This is a genomic window from Cupriavidus sp. UME77, from assembly GCF_014170355.1.
GTDB classification, from domain to species: domain Bacteria; phylum Pseudomonadota; class Gammaproteobacteria; order Burkholderiales; family Burkholderiaceae; genus Cupriavidus; species Cupriavidus basilensis.
Genome location: NZ_LZZU01000028.1, coordinates 1 through 17893 on the forward strand (window position 1 = coordinate 1; position 17893 = coordinate 17893).

Annotated in this window: 16 protein-coding genes, 2 rRNA genes and 1 pseudogene; 12 read left to right on the plus strand and 7 right to left on the minus strand. The window is 62.5% G+C overall.

The window, feature by feature from the left end; all coding sequences use genetic code 11:
• Window positions 1–138, plus strand: a 23S ribosomal RNA gene (locus A9975_RS11065); the annotation flags it as partial.
• Window positions 139–274: 136 nt separating this feature from the next.
• Window positions 275–387: ribosomal RNA gene (rrf, locus tag A9975_RS11070) — 5S ribosomal RNA — on the plus strand.
• A 163-nt stretch (window positions 388–550) separates the two neighbouring features.
• Here rrf and A9975_RS11075 read toward each other — a convergent pair.
• From A9975_RS11075 to A9975_RS11090, 4 genes are all read right to left on the minus strand, one after another.
• Window positions 551–2836 carry a molybdopterin cofactor-binding domain-containing protein gene (locus A9975_RS11075; protein ID WP_183032730.1) on the minus strand — a complete coding sequence of 762 codons (2286 nt, stop codon included), beginning with the start codon at window positions 2834–2836 and terminating at the stop codon, window positions 551–553.
• On the minus strand, window positions 2833–3336 hold the full coding sequence (locus A9975_RS11080) for a (2Fe-2S)-binding protein (protein ID WP_183032731.1): 504 nt from the start codon (window positions 3334–3336) through the stop codon (window positions 2833–2835). Before A9975_RS11080 ends, A9975_RS11075 begins: the two co-directional genes overlap by 4 nt.
• Window positions 3337–3610: 274 nt before the next feature.
• Window positions 3611–5335, minus strand: a complete 1725-nt coding sequence (locus tag A9975_RS11085) for an alkaline phosphatase family protein (protein WP_183032732.1) — start codon at window positions 5333–5335, stop codon at window positions 3611–3613.
• Between the two features lie 402 nt (window positions 5336–5737).
• A complete protein-coding gene (locus tag A9975_RS11090; protein ID WP_183032733.1) occupies window positions 5738–6196 on the minus strand; it encodes a hypothetical protein in 459 nt (152 codons plus the stop codon).
• Between the two features lie 520 nt (window positions 6197–6716).
• On the opposite strand from A9975_RS11090, the gene A9975_RS11095 reads away from it, so the two are divergent.
• Window positions 6717–7361 carry a lytic transglycosylase domain-containing protein gene (locus A9975_RS11095; RefSeq protein ID WP_183032734.1) on the plus strand — a complete coding sequence of 215 codons (645 nt, stop codon included), beginning with the start codon at window positions 6717–6719 and terminating at the stop codon, window positions 7359–7361.
• Between the two features lie 78 nt (window positions 7362–7439).
• Here A9975_RS11095 and A9975_RS11100 read toward each other — a convergent pair whose 3' ends face one another.
• Complete coding sequence (locus A9975_RS11100) at window positions 7440–8423, minus strand: peptidyl-prolyl cis-trans isomerase (protein WP_255503158.1); 984 nt, start codon at window positions 8421–8423, stop codon at window positions 7440–7442.
• A gap of 247 nt (window positions 8424–8670) precedes the next feature.
• Between A9975_RS11100 and A9975_RS11105 the strand changes: the two genes are divergently transcribed.
• The 3 genes from A9975_RS11105 (at window position 8671) to A9975_RS11115 (ending at window position 10502) form a co-directional block, all read left to right on the plus strand.
• The gene (locus A9975_RS11105; protein ID WP_183032735.1) at window positions 8671–8964 is read left to right on the plus strand and encodes a hypothetical protein; all 294 of its coding nucleotides are present in this window, start codon (window positions 8671–8673) and stop codon (window positions 8962–8964) included.
• A 309-nt stretch (window positions 8965–9273) separates the two neighbouring features.
• Window positions 9274–9612, plus strand: a complete 339-nt coding sequence (locus A9975_RS11110) for a hypothetical protein (protein WP_183032736.1) — start codon at window positions 9274–9276, stop codon at window positions 9610–9612.
• Window positions 9613–9671: 59 nt separating this feature from the next.
• Window positions 9672–10502, plus strand: a complete 831-nt coding sequence (locus tag A9975_RS11115) for a response regulator transcription factor (protein WP_183032737.1) — start codon at window positions 9672–9674, stop codon at window positions 10500–10502.
• Between the two features lie 112 nt (window positions 10503–10614).
• On the opposite strand, the gene A9975_RS11120 is transcribed toward A9975_RS11115, so the two are convergent.
• On the minus strand, window positions 10615–11751 hold the full coding sequence (locus tag A9975_RS11120; RefSeq protein WP_183032738.1) for a histidine kinase: 1137 nt from the start codon (window positions 11749–11751) through the stop codon (window positions 10615–10617).
• 313 nt (window positions 11752–12064) lie between these two features.
• On the opposite strand from A9975_RS11120, the gene gspG reads away from it, so the two are divergent.
• Genes gspG through A9975_RS11150 form a run of 6 tightly spaced genes read left to right on the plus strand, consistent with a single transcriptional unit; the run spans window position 12065 to window position 17526 of the window.
• Window positions 12065–12574 carry a type II secretion system major pseudopilin GspG gene (gene gspG / locus A9975_RS11125; protein ID WP_255503159.1) on the plus strand — a complete coding sequence of 170 codons (510 nt, stop codon included), beginning with the start codon at window positions 12065–12067 and terminating at the stop codon, window positions 12572–12574.
• A 59-nt stretch (window positions 12575–12633) separates the two neighbouring features.
• Entirely contained in the window at window positions 12634–13836 is a 1203-nt protein-coding gene (locus A9975_RS11130; RefSeq protein ID WP_183032739.1) for a type II secretion system F family protein, read from the plus strand.
• Between the two features lie 7 nt (window positions 13837–13843).
• The gene (locus A9975_RS11135; RefSeq protein ID WP_183032740.1) at window positions 13844–15547 is read left to right on the plus strand and encodes a GspE/PulE family protein; all 1704 of its coding nucleotides are present in this window, start codon (window positions 13844–13846) and stop codon (window positions 15545–15547) included.
• A complete protein-coding gene (locus A9975_RS11140; protein ID WP_183032741.1) occupies window positions 15528–16436 on the plus strand; it encodes a hypothetical protein in 909 nt (302 codons plus the stop codon). The genes A9975_RS11135 and A9975_RS11140 overlap by 20 nt, the downstream gene beginning before the upstream one ends.
• Complete coding sequence (locus tag A9975_RS11145; RefSeq protein ID WP_183032742.1) at window positions 16433–16963, plus strand: hypothetical protein; 531 nt, start codon at window positions 16433–16435, stop codon at window positions 16961–16963. Before A9975_RS11140 ends, A9975_RS11145 begins: the two co-directional genes overlap by 4 nt.
• Window positions 16960–17526 carry a hypothetical protein gene (locus A9975_RS11150; RefSeq protein WP_183032743.1) on the plus strand — a complete coding sequence of 189 codons (567 nt, stop codon included), beginning with the start codon at window positions 16960–16962 and terminating at the stop codon, window positions 17524–17526. Before A9975_RS11145 ends, A9975_RS11150 begins: the two co-directional genes overlap by 4 nt.
• Before the next feature lie 121 nt (window positions 17527–17647).
• Here A9975_RS11150 and A9975_RS37775 read toward each other — a convergent pair.
• A pseudogene (locus A9975_RS37775) lies at window positions 17648–17893 on the minus strand (hypothetical protein); the annotation flags it as partial.

A 17893-nucleotide genomic window follows, 5' to 3' on the forward strand; every position in this document is an offset into this window, starting at 1 on the left:
CTCGCCTGAAGATGAGGATTCCCTGGAGCCTTGAGCTCCTTGAAGGGTCGTTCGAGACCAGGACGTTGATAGGCTGGGTGTGGAAGCGCAGTAATGCGTTAAGCTAACCAGTACTAATTGCCCGTAAGGCTTGATCCTATAACCAGTGTGTTTCTACCTGGTGTGAGTGTCGCGTGCCGCTGCAGCAGCAAAAAGCAGCTTGGCCGATACGCACAACCCCTACTACATCCCTATTTGCTGCGTTGAGCACACCTCAACGCGGCCACCGTTTATGCCTGGTGACCATAGCGAGTTGGAACCACCCCTTCCCATCCCGAACAGGACCGTGAAACGACTCCACGCCGATGATAGTGCGGATACCCGTGTGAAAGTAGGTAATCGCCAGGCTCTCCCTTGAAACCCCTCAGTACGAAAGTACTGGGGGGTTTTGCTTTTGCGGCTGCGGTCTTGTGGCTGTGATTTGCCGCAACGATTTTGCGCGATCACGTTTGCCAAATGAAATGTGAATCGCGGAGCGCGAAACCCAGCGCCCCGCGATTCAGGTCCGGCCTCAAGCCTTCTTCAACTGCTCCCGGATCGGCAGCGCGCGGATGCGCTTGCCGGTAGCCGCAAAGATCGCATTGCACAGCGCCGGCGCAATGGTCGGCACGGCTGGCTCGCCGACGCCGCCAAGCGGTGCGTCGAACCTGCCCGGCACCAGGTGCACATGGATCTGGCGCGGCGCCGAGGGCGCGCGCATCACCTCGTACTGGTGGAAGTTGTCCTGCTGGGCGCGCCCGTCCTTGAAGGTGATCTCGCCCGTGGTGGCCAGGCTGATGCCCATGATGCAGGCGCCTTCCACCTGTGAGCGGATGCGGTCCGGGTTGACCTGGGCGCCGCAGTCCACCGCCATGTCAATGCGCGGCACGCTGATGCTGCCGTCATCGGCCACCACCACTTCGACCACCGCCGCCACGTAGGTCACGAAGCTGTAGCAGACAGCCAGCCCCAGCCCGCGTCCCTTCGGCAGCGTCTTGCCCCAGCCAGCCTCGCGCGTGGCCAGTTCAATCACGCCGCGCAGGCGGCCGATATCAAGCGGATACTGCTGTGGCGATTCGCCGTAGTTCCAGGTATCGGACAGCTGCGCCGGGTCGATGCGCCGGTCCGGGCCGAGCAGCGCCAGCAGGTAGTCGCGATGATCGCGCCCGGCTGCCGTCGCCAGTTCGGCCGCGAACGATTGCACGGCGAAGGCGTGGGGGATGTTGGACACCGAGCGGAACCAGCCGATGCGGGTGTGCGCCTCCACTTCGGGGTTTTCCACGCGCACGTTGGGGATGTCGAATGGCATATTCACCGCCGACATGCCAAGCTCGAACGTGGCTTCGTTCTTCGCGCCGGCCACGAAGGTCGACGTGATGGTCGAGGCGGCGGTGCGATGCAGCCATGCCTGCGTCTTGCCGTCGGCGCCGAGCATGGCTTCCATGTGCTCGACGGAGACGGTGTGGAAGTAGTCGTGATGCAGATCATCGTCGCGCGTCCACGTTACCTTGACCGGCTTGCCACCCATGGCCTTGGACAGCAGCGCGGCCTCGGCGGCGAAGTCCGGCTTGGACTTGCGGCCAAAGCCGCCGCCCAGCAGCGTCACGTGCACCGTGACGTCCTCCGGTTTCAGGCCGAGATGCCCGGCCACGGTTTCGCGCGTGGCCTGCGGCGCCTGGACCGACGTCCAGACTTCGCACTTGCCATCGGCAATGCGCGCCGTGGCAACCGGCGGCTCCATCGTGGCGTGCGCGATATGTGGCAGGTAATACTGCGCGGTGACGCGCTTGCCGGGGCCGGACAGGGCGGCCATCGTGTCGCCCTGGTTGCGCACCACCTTGCCGGGCTGGCTTGCGGCCTTTTCCATCGTGGCGCGGAACGCACCGGACTCGTAGCTGGCGTTGGGGCCATCGTCCCAGCGCAGCTTTAGCGCCTCGCGGCCCTTGATGGCCGACCAGGTATTGGTGGCGATCACCGCCACGCCGCCCAGTGGGTTGAACATGGCGGGCGCGGGGCTGCCGGCCAGTTCCACCACCTTGATCACGCCAGGCACCTTCATCGCCTGCGTAGAGTCAACGCCGGCGAGCTTGCCGCCGAACACCGGCGGGCGCGCGATGACGGCGTACAGCATGCCGTCGAGCCGCACATCGATGCCGTACTGCGCACGGCCAGTGGCGATGTCGTGGCCATCGATGCTGCGCGTGCTGTCCTTGCCGATATAGCGGAATTGGGCCGGATCCTTCAGCCTGAGGCTGGCGGCCTCAGGCACGGGCAGGCGCGCGGCATCCTTTGCCAGCGCACCAAAGCCAAGGCTCTTGCCGCTCGGCACGTGGACCACCGCGTGGTTGCGCGCCTGGACTTCGCCTGCCGGCACATTCCAGCGGGCAGCGGCGGCAGCTTCCAGCATCATCCGCGCGCTTGCGCCTACGCGCCGCATAGGCTCGAAGAAATGCCGCACGCTGCGCGAGCCGTCGGTGTTCTGGTTGCCGTAGCGGATTTCATCGCCGGGCGCTTGCACCACCAGCACCTGCGCCCAGTCTGCTTCGAGCTCGTCGGCCACCACCATCGGCAGGCTGGTGCGCACGCCTTGCCCCATCTCGGAGCGGTGGCAGACGATGCTTACCTTGCCATCTTCGGCAATGGAGAGGAACACCAGCGGGCTATCCACGGCGCCGCCAGGCATGCCGTCGCGGCCGTACTTCTTGGGCTCATCCGCTGCCAGCACGATGCCGTCCAGGCCAACAGTCAACGTCAGGCCGGCGAGGGCACCCATGCTCTTGAGCCAGGTGCGGCGCCCGGCAGATTGCAGCGTGCTCATTTGGCGCTCCTCTTTCCCGTCGGCTGGGCAGACGGCTTTGCAGCCACGTTCGATTTGGCAACGTGCTGGATGGCGGCGCGGATGCGCGTATAGGTGCCACAGCGGCAGATGTTGCCGCTCATTGCCCCGTCGATGTCTTCTTCGCTCGGGTGCGGGTTGGTGTGCAGCAGCGCGGTGGCGGACATCAACTGCCCCGCCTGGCAGTAGCCGCACTGCGGCACACCGAATTCCTCCCACGCTGCCTGCAAGGCCTGCCCGATCTTGTCGGCCGACAAGCCCTCGATGGTGGTGATCTTCTTGCCGGCCACCGCCGAGATCGGGGTCACGCAGGAGCGGATCGGCTGGCCGTCCAGATGCATGGTGCAGGCGCCGCACAGGGCCATGCCGCAGCCAAACTTGGTGCCGGTCATGCCGAGGTGATCGCGCACGGCCCACAGCAGCGGGGCGTCGTCGGGCAGGTCGATCTTTTGCGGCTTACCGTTGATCGTGATGGTTCTCATGTTCTTTGTGGGGATGGTGCAACGGGGACGAGGGCTGGCGGACTAGCCAGGTGCCTGCGCTGCTTTGCGCAAAGCGCATTGTGATGCCGGCGGCTGGTGCTGGGGAATGGCGTTGGCGGGATTTGTTAATTCCATAAACTGGAATGATGGCGCTGCGCAGGCAGGGGCGTGCCCGCGCCGCAATCCAGGAATGCGGGAACGCCCCGTGGGCTCTACAGCCACGGGGCGTTCCTTGTGCCGGGACCGTCAGCTTGCGCTGTTGTCCCGGCGCCGCTCAATGCAGATGCGGCAGTACCTTGGTGTGTTCGGCCTGCACCGCTTGCAGCTCGTGCGGCTTGAGTCCGAGCAAAGCGAGGATGGTCGGCGCGATCTGGTTGGTCTGGACCGGCTCGTCGACGATGTTCTGGTCGATGCCTGCGCCCCACACAACGATGGGTACGTGGCGGTCCTGCTTGGCATCACCGCCGTGTTCGGCGATCTTCGACAGTTTGCCGCCGGCCCAGACGGTACCTTGCTGCGCGATGCCGACGAGATCCGGCACGCGATCGTCGCCGTGCGCCACGCCGAACAGGTCAGCGGCTTCTTCGCCGGCGTAGATTTTGCTGGCGCCCGCCTGGCTGAAGGCCTTGGCGATGGCGTTGCCGGCAGCGTCGGAGCCGAGGCCGTTGCCGGAATAGCCGAGCAGGAAGTTCCTGGCAAAGCTGATCGCGGCGGGAGACCGGTCGTTGAACCACATCAGGATCCCGTCATCGTCGATCGCATGGGCCACCAGATGGGATTTGGACGAGTCCTTGCACGTGGCGGCGTATTTCTCCCAGGCGCAGTTCAGCGCGTCGATCATGTCGCCATCGTTGATGATGGTGAGATCGGCGCGGTTCTGCGGGGACTGGCCGTGCTTGGCCGACAGGACCACCACGGTGCTGGTGCGGTCGAGGACGCTGAGCATTGTCGCCAGCTGGTTGTTGACGAAGGTCAGCGCGCTTTGCAGCACCAGGCCGGGCGCGGTCCCGTTCATGGTGTAGCCGCCCAGGCCGCCGGCAACGTTGGTGGCGGTGTTGTTCGGATCCGTGTAGTAGCTGGATTTATTGAGTTTCTGCGCGGTCGAGACGGCCTGGAAGTTCATGCCGAAGATGGCGGGGGTGCCCGGTGAGCCGTTGCCGGCATGGTCGTGGCCCTTGATCCAGTTGAGGACGGCTTGTACCTTGAGGCTATCGTAGCGCTGTGTGTGTGTGTTGTCCTTGGTCCAGTCGTCACCCGGGCCGGCGGGCAGCGACGGATCGGTTACCGAGCTGTTGATCTCGGGGGCAAACAGATCGTCGATACCCTGGCCGGACGGCCCGTTGAGGATCTCGTAGGCGGCGTGCTTGTCCGACCAGGCAGTGCGCAGTCCATGCTTGTGCGCGACCTCGAAGATCGTGTTGACCTTGAGATACTGATGCGGATAAACCGGCTGGCAAGTCTGCGCAGAGACCGGCAGCAACGCCGGGTTGATCAGGTCTTGCGGGTGCCCGGTCAGCTGCGAAATCCTGGAAAAATCCGAGTACAGGCCGGGGATGCCTTGCCCGCTGTCCAGCCGGTTCAGGTCTTTCGCAATCACCTCTGCGTAATACACCTCAGCGCCTGGCTTGGTGCTGTGGCAACTGGCTGCCTTGGTGCCGGCCGGCAGCAGGCTGCGGCTGTAGGCGTCGTCGTAGTAGATGCCGGTGGTCCTGGGGTTGCCACCCGTGGCCTGGCCGACCATGCCGGGGAAAGAATCCGAGGGGAACGGCGTTTGCGCATTCCGGTAGGCAACGCCGTGGCGGACCAGTTGCGCAAGGGTGGAGGCCGGATTTGCGTTGACGAACCAGTCCAGGTCGGCCTGATGCAGGCCATCGACCGAAACCAGCAGCACATGCTTGGCACGCGGCTGACGGGCGTCGTCGTCCGCGCGTGCGGACGTGGCCAGTCCGCATGACAGCGACAGCGCTACGGCCAGGGTAAGCCTTTTTGTTGCTCGCATGATATCTCCTCGAATGACTGCCACAGGGCAGCAGGGAGACGCTATCAACGGCCCATGTCCGATCGGTGTCAGCGAATGGCCGCAGAGGTAACAAATTGTATGGCTGCCTTGAGGCACACGGCGCTGCGCATGCCGCGCGTCAGGACGCCGAGAGGCGATTGAGCGGACCGCCCCGCCTTGCGCCCTGGCCGCGGAGGGACGCAGACATTTGGTAAAGGCTTTCTCCATGGATCACCGCTGCCTGTCCATGAAGAATCAAGGGCTTACGCGTGACTTCGCATGTGTCGTCCTGGCCATCATCCTCAGGTCCGCAGGAGGGTAGGCGGTCTGATAGGCAGCGGCCATGCCACGACACCACATCTCAGGCGGTGTCGTGGCAGATGGCCAGTTGCGGGTACGGCATCAGGCGTTGGCGCCTTCGGTGAAGACATCGACCTTGCCGCTGCGGGCGCCGTCGGTGTAGGCATCGACGCTGCGGGCCGGCGTAGCCGATACGCCGGTGCGATCCAGGCCGGCAACCAGCGCGCCATCGGTGTACGGGTCAAACTTGCCGGCACGTGCACCGTCGGTGTAGGCGTCGAATCCGCGAGCCGGCGAAGCCGAAACCCCCGAGCGGTCCAGGCCGGCGATGCGGGCGCCTTCGGTGAAGGTATCTAGCTTGCCGCTGCGTGCGCCGTCGGTGAAGGTGTCGGTTGCGCGGAAGTCGTAGCCGTACTTGTCGGCGGGGACCGAGGTGCGGAATTCATAGCCGTACTTGTCGCCGGCGAGGGTGTCCCTGGCGGAAGCGGCCTGGGCGGCGCCGATGGCGGCGAGCGAGAGCACGAGGGTGGAAGCGAGCTTGAGGGCGAAGGTCTTGGTCATGATGTTCTCCAGTATCTTAAAATTCGTTGAATTTCGTTGATTATTCGCTGCGACTGCCAGAACGTTGCTTTGTTTGTGCGCGCCGTCCATGTAACGAACTATAGGAGAGTCATCGGTGCGTTAGACCAGTCTTATCCGGATATATTGTTCAGAATTTTTGAATTTATGCCGGCGGCGTCAGGTGGCTGGATACATGCACGCGACCGCGCGCTTCCACGACTGTCGCTTCTCCATTATTGGTGAATCCGAGAACGGTACGCGTACGGTCCGGATCTCACCGACCTGCTGGTGGGCGCGTACTACTACGGTGCCATCAGCCACGCGCAGTCGTTAATGGGGGAGATCTACTCTCGCTCGCTTGGGTGCATCCACCCTTGGCTTGGGATAGAGCGCGTCGCGAGCGCCGCCGTCGGGTGGGGGCGCAACGGGCTGCGATGGTTTGCCCTACCGCAGCAGTAGGGAGCCAACCCATGCCGCATCTCGTTGCCCATCTGCACAATGCAGTCTGGGGGATATCCAGATGCGTGCTTGCGTGTTGCCGCCCTTGCTGAGAGCTGGCTTTCTCATTGCGTCTTTCGCATTGAGCCTGGCTTGCCCGCGCGTGGCACAGGCCCAGATATTCGGCGCCGTCGGTGCCGATGGATCGATCATGCTGACAGACAGACCGGGGAATCCGGCGCTGCACCTGGTTGTCACCTCTAGCGAACCGGCAGCGCGGGGTGCGAGAAAAGACAATGCCGCCGCTGCTTCCGCGACGATGGATTCCGCTCAGTACTCCGAGATCATTGCCGAGGCGAGCCGCGATGCCCGGGTGCCACCGGAGTTGATCACGGCGGTGATCGTGGTCGAGTCCGGATACAACCCGAACGCGGTGTCCAAGAAGGGAGCGCGCGGCCTGATGCAGTTGATGCCGGAGACCGCCAGACGGTTCTCCGCGGGCGACATACTCAATCCCCGCGACAATGTGCTGGCTGGCGCCAAATACCTGCGCTTTCTCCTGGATTTGTTCAGAGACGACGTTGAGCTGGCGCTGGCGGCGTACAACGCAGGAGAGAATGCGGTGATCCGCGCGGGCTATCACATCCCGGCGTACGCGGAAACGCAAAGCTACGTGCCGATGGTGATGGCGCACTATCGACGCTTGAGCGGTAGCAGGAGCCCCTAGGCGCCGGGTGTGCGCGCATGGCGCTCGGGGCGATTGATAGCCCGCCTCCCGCCAGCCGGCAGGGGGCGCCTGCCGTCACTATTGCTGAATCGTCGCCCGTTGCATCTGGGCACCGATGAACCCGGCGCTCGCGTTCTTGAGGGCGAGCACTTGCAGCTGCTGGCGAATCGCGCCCTTCATCTGATCGAATGTCGGCACCTGGGTCGCACGCTTGGCTTCCAGCTTGACGATCACGCGAACGTTATCGACGGCAATCGGCGTGGGCGTAACGCCGCCGGCGGATAGTTGCGTCACGGCCTGCGCGACCGCCAACGGCACACCTTGCGTCTTTCCCTCGGTCGCCGGCGTCTTGAAACTGACCCACGGCATTTCACCGCCGTCTTCCTTGCTCGACGCAATGCTGTACTCGCGCACGAGGGCGTCGAAGGCCGCACCTGAACGCAATCGTTCAAGCACTTTCGATGCCGTAGCATCGTCACTCACGGATAGAATCCGCAACTTGTACTCCTCGTCGCCCATCAAGCCAACGATCTCGTGGTAGCGCGCGTTAACCTGCGCGTCGGTGATCGGCTCGGGATGGATGTTGTCCCGCAGGTAGAGTTCTGTCTCCGCAGCAGCCTTGCTGGCATTGACTGCTTCCTGCACCGCCGGCTTCATGCCGTAGTTCTGCTTCTCGGCACCCTGGCGCAAGACCTCGCGCGCAATGAGCTCCTGCTTGAACAGGCGGCGCAGTTCCGGCGTATCCGGCTGGCGCGCCGCGCGCATGGCGTCGCCGAGCCGCGCTAGCGGAATTGCCACGCCATTCACGATCGCCAACGTGTCCGTCGGCAAGCTGTCGTTGTCCTTGCTGGTGGCTTGCTGGGAGAAAACGGGTGCTGCCTGGCCAAGCGCGAAGGCGATGGAAATGGCAATGAAGGTCGAGGCGTTCGTCTTCATCTGCTTCTCCCGGTTGCACGTCGTCAACAAGATCGCTGCCGTGGGTCGAGGGATGGCAGCGGCACGCCGCGGCGCCTGATTCCTCCTGGCCTTTGCATTTTGTTGGCGGCCGGTCACGCTTGCCATGGGTCAACACCCTACAGATGAGGTAGGGCTAGCCACCAAGGCGTCGCATCGCACACGAGATGAATGATGGGGGGGCGTGATCTGCACCGCCTCGCAATGGGGGATCTTGCCCATGCCTTTTGGCGTGGATTACTACTTTTCTTGTTACCCGCTTGGCCGAGCATAGTGGTAGAACCCCGGGACTGGCGTCGCCTCGCCTCGCCCCTGGATGTCCCGGGCCGTTATTGAATCGCTGAGGGAGACCATCATGAACAAGCTCACCGCCGCCGCACTTGCCTGCAGCTTGGCGTTCACGGCCGCAGGCGTTCTTGCTGCTGATGACACGGTTAGCGACATCGCCATCAAAAGCCTGATGAATCACGAAGTCACGGCCCAGGAAGGAGCCCGGAGCGATGCGGAGAACTACCGTGGCATGGCTGCGGAGCCGATCAAGGACGAGCCGGCAAGCCCCGACAGCATGAGCGAGCAGCAGATGAAAGATGAGCCGATGAGCCACGACAGCGTGGCCGACGATGGCGCAAAGAGCCCGACGGAGCAGTAGTCCGGATGGTAGATGGCGAAGCGCCTGCGCAGCTTGCCCAGGTCGTGCCGATATTCCGGCCCGGCCTTGGGTGTCACGACATTGCACGACAAGCGCCGTTTGGGCTGGTGCATGTTACGACCGCATTCGCTATATGTAGGCCAACGGTGACGTGACGTTATTGTATTAAAAGCAATGCATTGAACTTGTGTCTAGATGGATTGTGCCAAATACAGCCCTAATCCATCTGGGTGGTGTATCTCCGTGAATTTAGTTCCTAGCCTTGTATTACAGAAAGTTACGAAACGCAAAGACCAGCTGGGAGAGGTCATGATGAGCAAGCGCTGGGAGGCCTGCACCGACCTGCTGCGATATCCCCATGCCAGCGGAGAATCGCACCAGAAGCCATCTGGCCACCAGGTGTTGTGGGCACGGCTCATTGTCGGACCCCTTGATTCCAAGTGGGTGCGGGCCGGCCAATGCTCGGCGTTGGCACTACAGCGGCAGCCCAAGGCGTACCTGCATCGCTCAGATCAAGCGCATAGCGGGAATGATCGCGTGACGCAGAACAGTTTCGTGCCTCGTCCCCCGGCGGGCACTTTTCTCATGCCGGCGGCATTTACGGCCGCACATTGTCTCGATTCATTATTTATGGGAGGTTATCGTTGATTTTATCAAATCGCAGCAATGAATAACAAAAGAAAATAGGGTGGTAAAGGGAGGGGGAAGTGAATATAAAATATAACGTTCTGATCGTCGAAGATCATCACCTTCTACGAAGCGGCCTACGCTCGATGGTATCCAGCATTGGCGAGTTCAATGTGGTCGGCGAGGCGAAAGACGGCAGAGAGGCGTGTCATCTTGCTATCTCATTGAATCCGGACCTGATCCTGATGGATTTATCGATGCCCGGCATGAACGGAATCGATGCAATCTCCGCGATCCGACGCCGAACGCCAGCCGTTCGGATCATTGCTCTTACTGTTCACCAAAGCGACGAGTACGTCCGGGAGGCGCTGCGCGCTGGTGTGGATGGCTACGTCTTGAAAGATTCTTCGTTCGAAGACCTGGTTTTTGCGATGCATGCCGTCATGCAGGGTAAGAAGCATCTGAGTTCGGAAATGTATGGAAACCTGGTGGAATCGTTTGTTAGCGGAAATGACCACCAGGCTTCGAATAAGAATGCGTGGGATGTACTGACGGCCAGGGAACGCAGCGTCCTGAAGCTGGTTGCGGAAGGACGATCCAATAAGCAGGCTGGGCAATACCTGAACCTCAGCCCAAAGACCATCGAGAAGTATCGTGCCAGTCTGATGCATAAGTTAGGGATCACAAATCTGACTGGGCTGGTTCTGATCGCAATCAACATGGGCCTGATCACCTCCCTGGCCAAGCGATACTATGATCCGACTCGCGATGTGGAGCCGCCGCTGACGCATGCACATGAGGCGTCCAACGACAACGCGAGCAACGCCGATGACGCTCGAGATGGCCAGTCCGGCAGCACCGCCGGAAACGAGGATCGGCTTGGTTGTCCTCGTCGCGACGCTCAAGAGTAGGTTTGTTGGCGTGGGCGGCATGCGTATGGCCGCCCGCACAGCTTGCGCGGCAATGAGGCACATGGCAGCACGACAAGCCGATACAGGCACGTTGCCATTGTCCCGCGGCGGATCAGGCTCTCCACGTTGCCGAGACGAGGGTTCCGCTGCACTCGCTTGACTGGAGCGAGAAACTCCCGCCATTCGATTCGACCCGCTCCTGCATCCCGATCAGGCCCAGCCCCGAGAAGGACGCGTCGTCGGCCGAAAGGGGAAGCTGTTCGAAGCCGATGCCGTTGTCTTGTATCGTTAGCAGGATGCCGCTGGCATCGCGTTGCAATGTCACCCTGATCTCGGTTGCCACCGCGTGCTTCACGACGTTGTTCATCGCCTCCTGCGCCACCCGGAACATATCCGCTTTGAGACTGTCCGGAATCTCGTCTTCCCGGACCCGGCAATCGAAGATGACGACAACCTTCCCGCTGCCGTGCTCTATCTGCCTGCACAGGGATGCCAACGCGGGGACCAAGCCCAGATCATCAAGCAGCCTGGGGCGTAGTTCGTTGCAGATCTGGCGCACCTCGCCGATGGTTTCACGGATACGCAGCACCGTGGTATCAAGTAACGTAACGGCCTCCTCGACGTTACCGCGCTCGATGCGCAGCAGTGAGTCCTCAACCATCAGCTTGATCAATGTCAGTGCCTGCCCGAGGCCATCATGGAGTTCGGAGGATACCCGCTTGCGCTCTTTCTCCTGCCCGATCATCAGGTGCGTGTAGAGGCGACGAAGTTCCGATTCAGGACGGCTCAGCGCCTCGATGCTGCCATCTTGCAAAATGACGGGTTCTTCGAAGACAACCAGGAACGCGCTGAAAATGCCCTCGCTATCCGCAATGGGTTGTTTGTGCAACAAGATATCGGTGTCCCGGCCTCCTCGTCCGCGCAAGACCACACCAAAGGAGTGAAACGCACTGGATGCACTGCCGGAGAATCCCTCGCTAACGCGTTTCTGATCGCTGTCCCGAACCAGTTCGACAAGCGATTTGCCTATCAAGTCCGCAATCGAATAGCCAAACATCGCCGCTGCGCTGCTGTTCGCCGACAAAAAACGTCCGCCCGGCGCGAGAATGGCCAGAGCGGTACCGCGAACATCTGTTATCGCGCGCAGGACCCTGTTGCTCGAATCGATCGCGGCCATCATCTTGCGCATTGCATCGGTGACGTCACGCAGTTTCAGATGCTCTCCTCCGTGGGGAGTGCTTGCGCTCATCGGAACTCCTAAAGTGCTGATGCGGCCGCGGTCCGCGCGAGATGGACGGAAAGCGCTAGTCACCCTCTTGCGCGATGGCGATGTCCAGGAACACGGGAAGACGCCGCCCAAGGGCATTTCTCTTCAGGTGTGTCTTATTGTATGTACCCGGGAAGCCAATTGCCAATACGGCTCATTGCCGTAGCCATGTGGAGGGTCTCTACCCATGCTGTTCGGCGGGTATCCCTACTTCTTTCCCACCGCTCGCTAGCCAAGAATGAGAAAAAGGCCGCGGTTGGGCCCAGGCGATCGTCCCGAGGGCAAGGGGTTTTCCATGCGCATCGATACGCAACTGATTCCACTTTGCAGGCGCATATGCAGGCGCGTGCACGGATGTATATCCAGGCCATGTGGCAGGCGGTGCATCGGGAAGGATTGGGGTCAAGCCAAGGGCTTCACGCTGCTGGAGTTGCTGGTCGTCCTGGTCATCATCGGCTTGCTGGCTGGCCTCGTTGCACCAAAATACTTCGCTCAACTCGGTAAGTCAAACATCAGCATCGCCAAGGCGCAGATCAGCTCGTTGAGCAAGGCGCTAGACCAGTATCGCCTGGATGTGGGGTCCTACCCGACCACGGAAGAACGGCTCGAAGCCCTGGTGGCAAAGCCACAGAACGAGCCGCGCTGGAGCGGGCCCTACCTGGAGAAGGCCGTGCCGCTGGATCCATGGGGCAGGCCTTATCAATACCGCTCGCCAGGCGAGCATGGTGACTACGATCTGGTCTCCTTCGGAAAGGATGGGCAAGTTGGAGGCGATGGCGAGAACGCGGATGTCACGTCCTGGTAAGCGTGCCCTGCCTGCGATGAGGTAGCGCGCTGGTTGGATGGCCCGACAGGGAGAACGAGGTGAAGTACCTGATGCGCGTCTTTGATACCTGCGGCGAGGTGCAGTCAATCCACGTCGAGGGTGATTCGCCTGCCAGTGCGGCCGCAACGGCGCGCTCGCGCGGGCTGCGCGTGGTATCGATTCGGCTGGCCGCCGGCGCCAGGCGCGGGCCTGGCCGCTGGACAGCGCTGCAGGTTACGAAGTTCGACGTGGAGTTGTTTGCAAGAGAGCTGGCCGCTTTGCTAGACGCCGGAGTTGGTGTGGTTGACGCCTTACGCACGCTGGGCAGCAATGAGGGCCGCGATGCCTCGGCAAGAACCTACCGGCAACTGCTAAGGCAACTGGATGAAGGCCACGCATTGTCCGCCGCGCTTGAGCATGCGGATGATGTCTTCCCGACGGTCCTGATAGCTTGCGTAAAGGCCAGCGAGCAAACTGGCGGCCTTGCCGAAAGCCTGAAGCGTTATTCGCGCAATAGCGCCACATTGCGAGAATTGCGTGCCCGGGTGGTATCGGCGGCCATCTATCCGTCCGTCCTGATGGCCGTTGGCCTGGCGGTGGTCTTTTTCCTGCTGGCTTTTGTCGTCCCGCGTTTCGCGAACCTGCTCGAGAACAGCGGCCGCGAACTTCCACTGCTGTCGCGATGGCTGATGGCCTGGGGCGGCCTGGTCCACGCGCACGGGTCTTCGCTGGTAGCTGGCTTCGCGGTGTTTCTGCTGGGATCGATCGTTGTACTACGCCGGCAGGGCGTGCGCGACTGGATCGCCGATCGCATCCTTGCGATGCCGGGCATCGGTATGCATTTCCGTATCTATCGCCAGTCGCAGTTCTTCAGAACCTCGGCGATGCTGGTCGATGGCGGCATTCCGGCGGTCCAGGCACTCGATCTAGCTCGTGGCCTGATCGGCCGTGGCGACCGCGTGGCGCTCGCCACGGCGATGAATGCCATCCGGAACGGCGGAAAGATGTCCGACGCATTCCAGGATTGCGGGCTGGCAAGCGCGATTACCTATCGCTTGCTGACCGTCGCCGAGAAAACCGGCGGCCTGGGCCCCGTGCTCGACAAGATCGCTGGATTCCAGGAGGCAAAGGTGTCACGGGCCATCGACGTGATCTCGCGATTGATCGAGCCAATGATGATGATCTTCATCGGCGTCGTCATCGGCGGCATTGTCGTCCTGATGTATTTGCCAATTTTTGAAATAGCCTCCAGCCTCCAATAGGTACGTCATGGATCCGAACGGCGCGAATATGGAAAGAGGGAGCGTTCAGTTCCGGGCCACCCTACGCGAGCTCGCCGAGCGCCACGGCTCCGGGATACGCGCCCTCGAGGCACTGTTTGCACAGCAGCCCGTGGGTGCCGACGAAGTTCTCGCGCAGTTGGCGGCCGAGTTCAGGATGGTCCCGATCAGTATTCGTGAGCTGCATCAGCTTGAGCCGGAGTTTGAAGTCCTTCCCTTTGTCGAGGCGGCTACCAGGCTGTGCGTAGGCTTCCGGCAGGGCTCGGGCCTGCTATTCGTGATCGCCGACCCGATGGACACGCGAACCCGCAGCTGTGTCGATCAACGCATGCGCGCACGCCCGACCGTGCACTACAGTTGGTCGCTGGCCAGTGTTGGCGATCTGACTGCCTACCTGGCCGCGCGTGAAAAGGATGTGCGCGCCCTGGACACGCTCGCTTTCGATGACCCCATACAGCGCACCAACGATCCGTCCGCACTGGCCCTGACGCTACAGGGCATCAGCAGCGACGACAGCGCGGTCGTGCGCCTGCTCAATTCGACAATCTACGACGCATTGAAAATGAAGGCCAGCGATATTCACCTTGAATGCAGGGCGAACGGCCTGGTGATCAAATGCCGTGTGGATGGTGTGCTGACGGTGGTCGGCCGGGCGGAAGGGCGAGGCGTCGCCGACCAGGTGCTATCGCGCGTCAAGGTGATCTCGGAACTCGATATCGCCGAGCGGCGGGTGCCGCAGGATGGTCGCTTCAAGGCCCAATATGCGGGGCGAGACATCGATTTTCGCGTGTCGATCATGCCGAACCTGTTCGGCGAGGATGCCGTTCTTCGCATTCTCGATCGCTACCAGCTATCGCAGGCGTCAGGTGGCTTGACGCTCGAGGCGCTCGGCTTCCAGGAGGCTGATATGCGTTTCATGCGCTCGGTCGCATCGATGCCGTACGGCATGCTGCTCGTGACGGGGCCCACGGGCAGTGGCAAGACCACCACCCTTTACGCAATCCTGACCGAAATCAACGACGGTCTTGACAAGATCGTGACGATTGAAGACCCGGTCGAGTATCAGTTGGGCGACATCCTCCAGATTCCGGTGAACGAGGCGAAGGGGCTGACGTTCGCCCGGGGGCTGCGCTCGATCCTGCGACACGATCCCGACAAGATCATGGTCGGCGAAATCCGCGATCCCGAGACGGCGCAGATCGCCGTGCAGGCGGCGCTCACGGGGCATCAGGTCTTTACGACCGTGCACGCGAACAACGTGTTCGATGTCATCGGCCGCTTCACCAATATGGACGTCGATCCCTATAGCTTCGTGTCCGCATTGAACGGCGTGGTGGCGCAACGCCTGGTTCGCCAATGCTGCGCCGATTGCGCGATCGAGGAGGCGGGAGATGCGCAAGCGCTGGCACGTGCCGGGATCGATCCTGAGGTGGCAGCGGGCTTTCGCTTCCGCAGGGGGCTCGGCTGCGCCGCCTGCCGTGGCTCGGGATATCGTGGGCGACGCGCCATTGCGGAAGCGCTGCGGATGAACGACGAACTGCGCGAGCTGCTGTCGGAGCGAGCGCCGCTCGGCCGCATCAAGAGCGCAGCGCTTCGCCACGGGATGGAGACCCTGCGCACCGCGGCGGTTCGGCTGATGGCGAAGGGCGAAACGACCCTCGAGGAGATCAATCGTGTCACGATCGTCGAATGATGTCCTCGCAATCGGGCTGGGCACCTGTGCAGCCGCGGTCGGGGTGCGCCCCACAAGGCTGCAGTATCTGCTGCGCCTGGCGCAGCGCGTGCGCCAGGGGGGAAAGGCCGTCGCCGCGCAGTCGTCCTTGCCGCCGGTTATCGAGCACGCCAGCATAGCGATGGTCGAGGCACAGCACTTCTCCGAGCAAGGCGCGCTCGACGTCCTGGGTCAGGCATTGGCGCAAGCCCCCGGTGTTTCTGGACGCGCGACCAAATCGAGGCGCCGTGCGTTCATCGTGCTGGATGATTTCTGGGCCAATCACGGGATCCTGCGGGGCGACTTCCGCACCATGCGCACGCGGGAGGTCGAAGATATTGCCCGGAGTTACTTCGCCGAGACGTTCGGGATGGATGGCGATGCCATCGTGATCCGCACCGTGATGCAGCGGGGCGGCAGGGCGGTGTTCGCCAGCGCGCTGTCGAGATCGCTGCACGATGGCATCCGCGATGTCAGCGCGGCGGCGCGTGTGGAAGTGCAAAGCCTGATGCTCGGGTTGCCTCAGGCGATGAATCGGGCCCGGCATTCCGTCGACGGCAGTGCTTCGATGCTGGTGGTGGTAGCCGAAACCGCACTGCACGCCGTGTGGATTGATCATAAGCGCTGGGTCGCCTATGGCGCGCACCGCCTGTTCGCCGACGATGTTGCCGATACATCGCGGCTTGCGGCCATTGCCGAGCAAGTCTTCGAACGGTTCTCGAATGCGCGGCGAGAGGACTGCACGATCTATCTGGGCGGGATCGACCTTGATCCTTCTGCATTCGAGCAACGGTTCGCCACCGTGCGCCGCTTGCAGGAGATCATGTCGAGCGCTTCAGCCCCGCTGCGCTTGATGGGGTTCGCGCTATGATGCCGCTGCTCAAGATCGACTTCAGCCGGCGCCAGGCAACGCTGGCTCCAAGCGGTGTCGTGCTGCTGATGTTGGCGGGATTGATGCTGCTGCTCAGCGCCAGGGCTCTGTGGCTCGCGTATGAGGACAATGATCGTGCCCGAACCCAGTTCGGGATAGCAGCGCACGAAGAGAACGCCGGCAAGCCCCCGCCCAGGACCGCGCCCACGCCTGCCGCCAAATTGGCTGAAAAGCAGGGCGAGGCAATCCTGCGCGAGCTTACCGTGCCATGGCAGAGCCTGCTGTCCATCGTGGAGGATTATCCTGCCCGCGACGTTGCGCTGATCGGTATTGACCAAAGTCCCGCGCAGAGTCAGATCCGCATCACGGCGGAGGCCAAGGATGCCGACGGGATGATCGCCTACCTGAAGTATCTGCAGGGTAGCGTGCTCCTGCATGAGGCGGTGTTGAGCGGCCACCTGATCGAGACCAACGTGCCCGGGACGCCGGTGCGCTTCCAGATCGTCGCGGTATGGAGAAAGCCATGACGACCCACCGGCTTGCCGATCTGCTGTTGACGCTGCATTTCGAGATGCGGCGCACATTTGGCGTGCCAGGCCTGCTTGGCGCGCTGGCGCTAGGTGCGGCCACCGCGACATGGAGCGCGATACCCACTGTCGAGGCGCAGACCAGAGGCTTGCTCGACAGCGCACGGCAGGTCCGTGCTGCGAAAGCACGAAATCCCGGCGACACGGGCCGGGCGCCGGCCGAAGTGAACGCCCTGGGCAAGCTGCCGGCCTTGTTCACGACCTTCGCCGAGAGCGGGAACGACATCGCCGTGATCTTCTCCCAGGCGCGTGAGAGCCATCTGACCCTGGGATCGGCACAGTACCAGATCGTTACGGAGCCTGGGGCAGGATTTACGCACTACCAGGTCGTGCTGCCGGTCAAGGATCAGTACGGCACGATTCGCCGTTTTGTTGCATCCGTTCTCAACAGCGTGCCAAACGCCGCGCTGCAGGAGATTCATGTCGAACGGCCAGCGGTGGACGGCAATGTTCTCGAGGCCCGTATCCGCTTCGATCTGATCTATCGGACGAGCCGGCCATGAACAGCGCTCTGGTCAGGAGAATTCTGACTGCCGGCACAGGCTTGGCGATCGCCGCATTGATTGGTTGGGACCAGGCGACGGAGCACCGCGTGCCGGCCTTGGCCTCTGCCATCAAGGCTGCCTACGGGCGCAACCTGCCGAGCAGGTCAGGCGTCTTGCCCGCTGCCCCCGCGGCTTCGATCGCGGGGGCGCCGCGGCGCGCGCAAGCTGCGGCAAGCGAGCCGGCGGCGCGCCCGGTTTCCGAGCTTGCGCCGCGCGAACGGCTTGCGGCGTTGCGTGCGCCGCTGTCGCCAGATACGGGCCACGATCCATTCAGCGTTTCGTCCTGGCTTCCCCCGCCTGCGCCACCGGCCCCGCCCGCTCCGGC

Excerpts from the sequence above, each read along its gene's own strand:
- A9975_RS11075 (WP_183032730.1), bottom strand. The coding sequence starts at position 2,836 with ATGAGCACGCTGCAATCTGCCGGGCGCCGCACCTGGCTCAAGAGCATG.
- A9975_RS11080 (WP_183032731.1), bottom strand. The coding sequence starts at position 3,336 with ATGAGAACCATCACGATCAACGGTAAGCCGCAAAAGATCGACCTGCCC.
- A9975_RS11085 (WP_183032732.1), bottom strand. The coding sequence starts at position 5,335 with ATGCGAGCAACAAAAAGGCTTACCCTGGCCGTAGCGCTGTCGCTGTCA.
- A9975_RS11090 (WP_183032733.1), bottom strand. The coding sequence starts at position 6,196 with ATGACCAAGACCTTCGCCCTCAAGCTCGCTTCCACCCTCGTGCTCTCG.
- A9975_RS11095 (WP_183032734.1), top strand. The coding sequence starts at position 6,717 with ATGCGTGCTTGCGTGTTGCCGCCCTTGCTGAGAGCTGGCTTTCTCATT.
- A9975_RS11100 (WP_255503158.1), bottom strand. The coding sequence starts at position 8,423 with ATGGCAAGCGTGACCGGCCGCCAACAAAATGCAAAGGCCAGGAGGAAT.
- A9975_RS11105 (WP_183032735.1), top strand. The coding sequence starts at position 8,671 with ATGAACAAGCTCACCGCCGCCGCACTTGCCTGCAGCTTGGCGTTCACG.
- A9975_RS11110 (WP_183032736.1), top strand. The coding sequence starts at position 9,274 with ATGATGAGCAAGCGCTGGGAGGCCTGCACCGACCTGCTGCGATATCCC.
- A9975_RS11120 (WP_183032738.1), bottom strand. The coding sequence starts at position 11,751 with ATGAGCGCAAGCACTCCCCACGGAGGAGAGCATCTGAAACTGCGTGAC.
- gspG (WP_255503159.1), top strand. The coding sequence starts at position 12,065 with ATGCGCATCGATACGCAACTGATTCCACTTTGCAGGCGCATATGCAGG.
- A9975_RS11135 (WP_183032740.1), top strand. The coding sequence starts at position 13,844 with ATGGATCCGAACGGCGCGAATATGGAAAGAGGGAGCGTTCAGTTCCGG.
- A9975_RS11145 (WP_183032742.1), top strand. The coding sequence starts at position 16,433 with ATGATGCCGCTGCTCAAGATCGACTTCAGCCGGCGCCAGGCAACGCTG.
- A9975_RS11150 (WP_183032743.1), top strand. The coding sequence starts at position 16,960 with ATGACGACCCACCGGCTTGCCGATCTGCTGTTGACGCTGCATTTCGAG.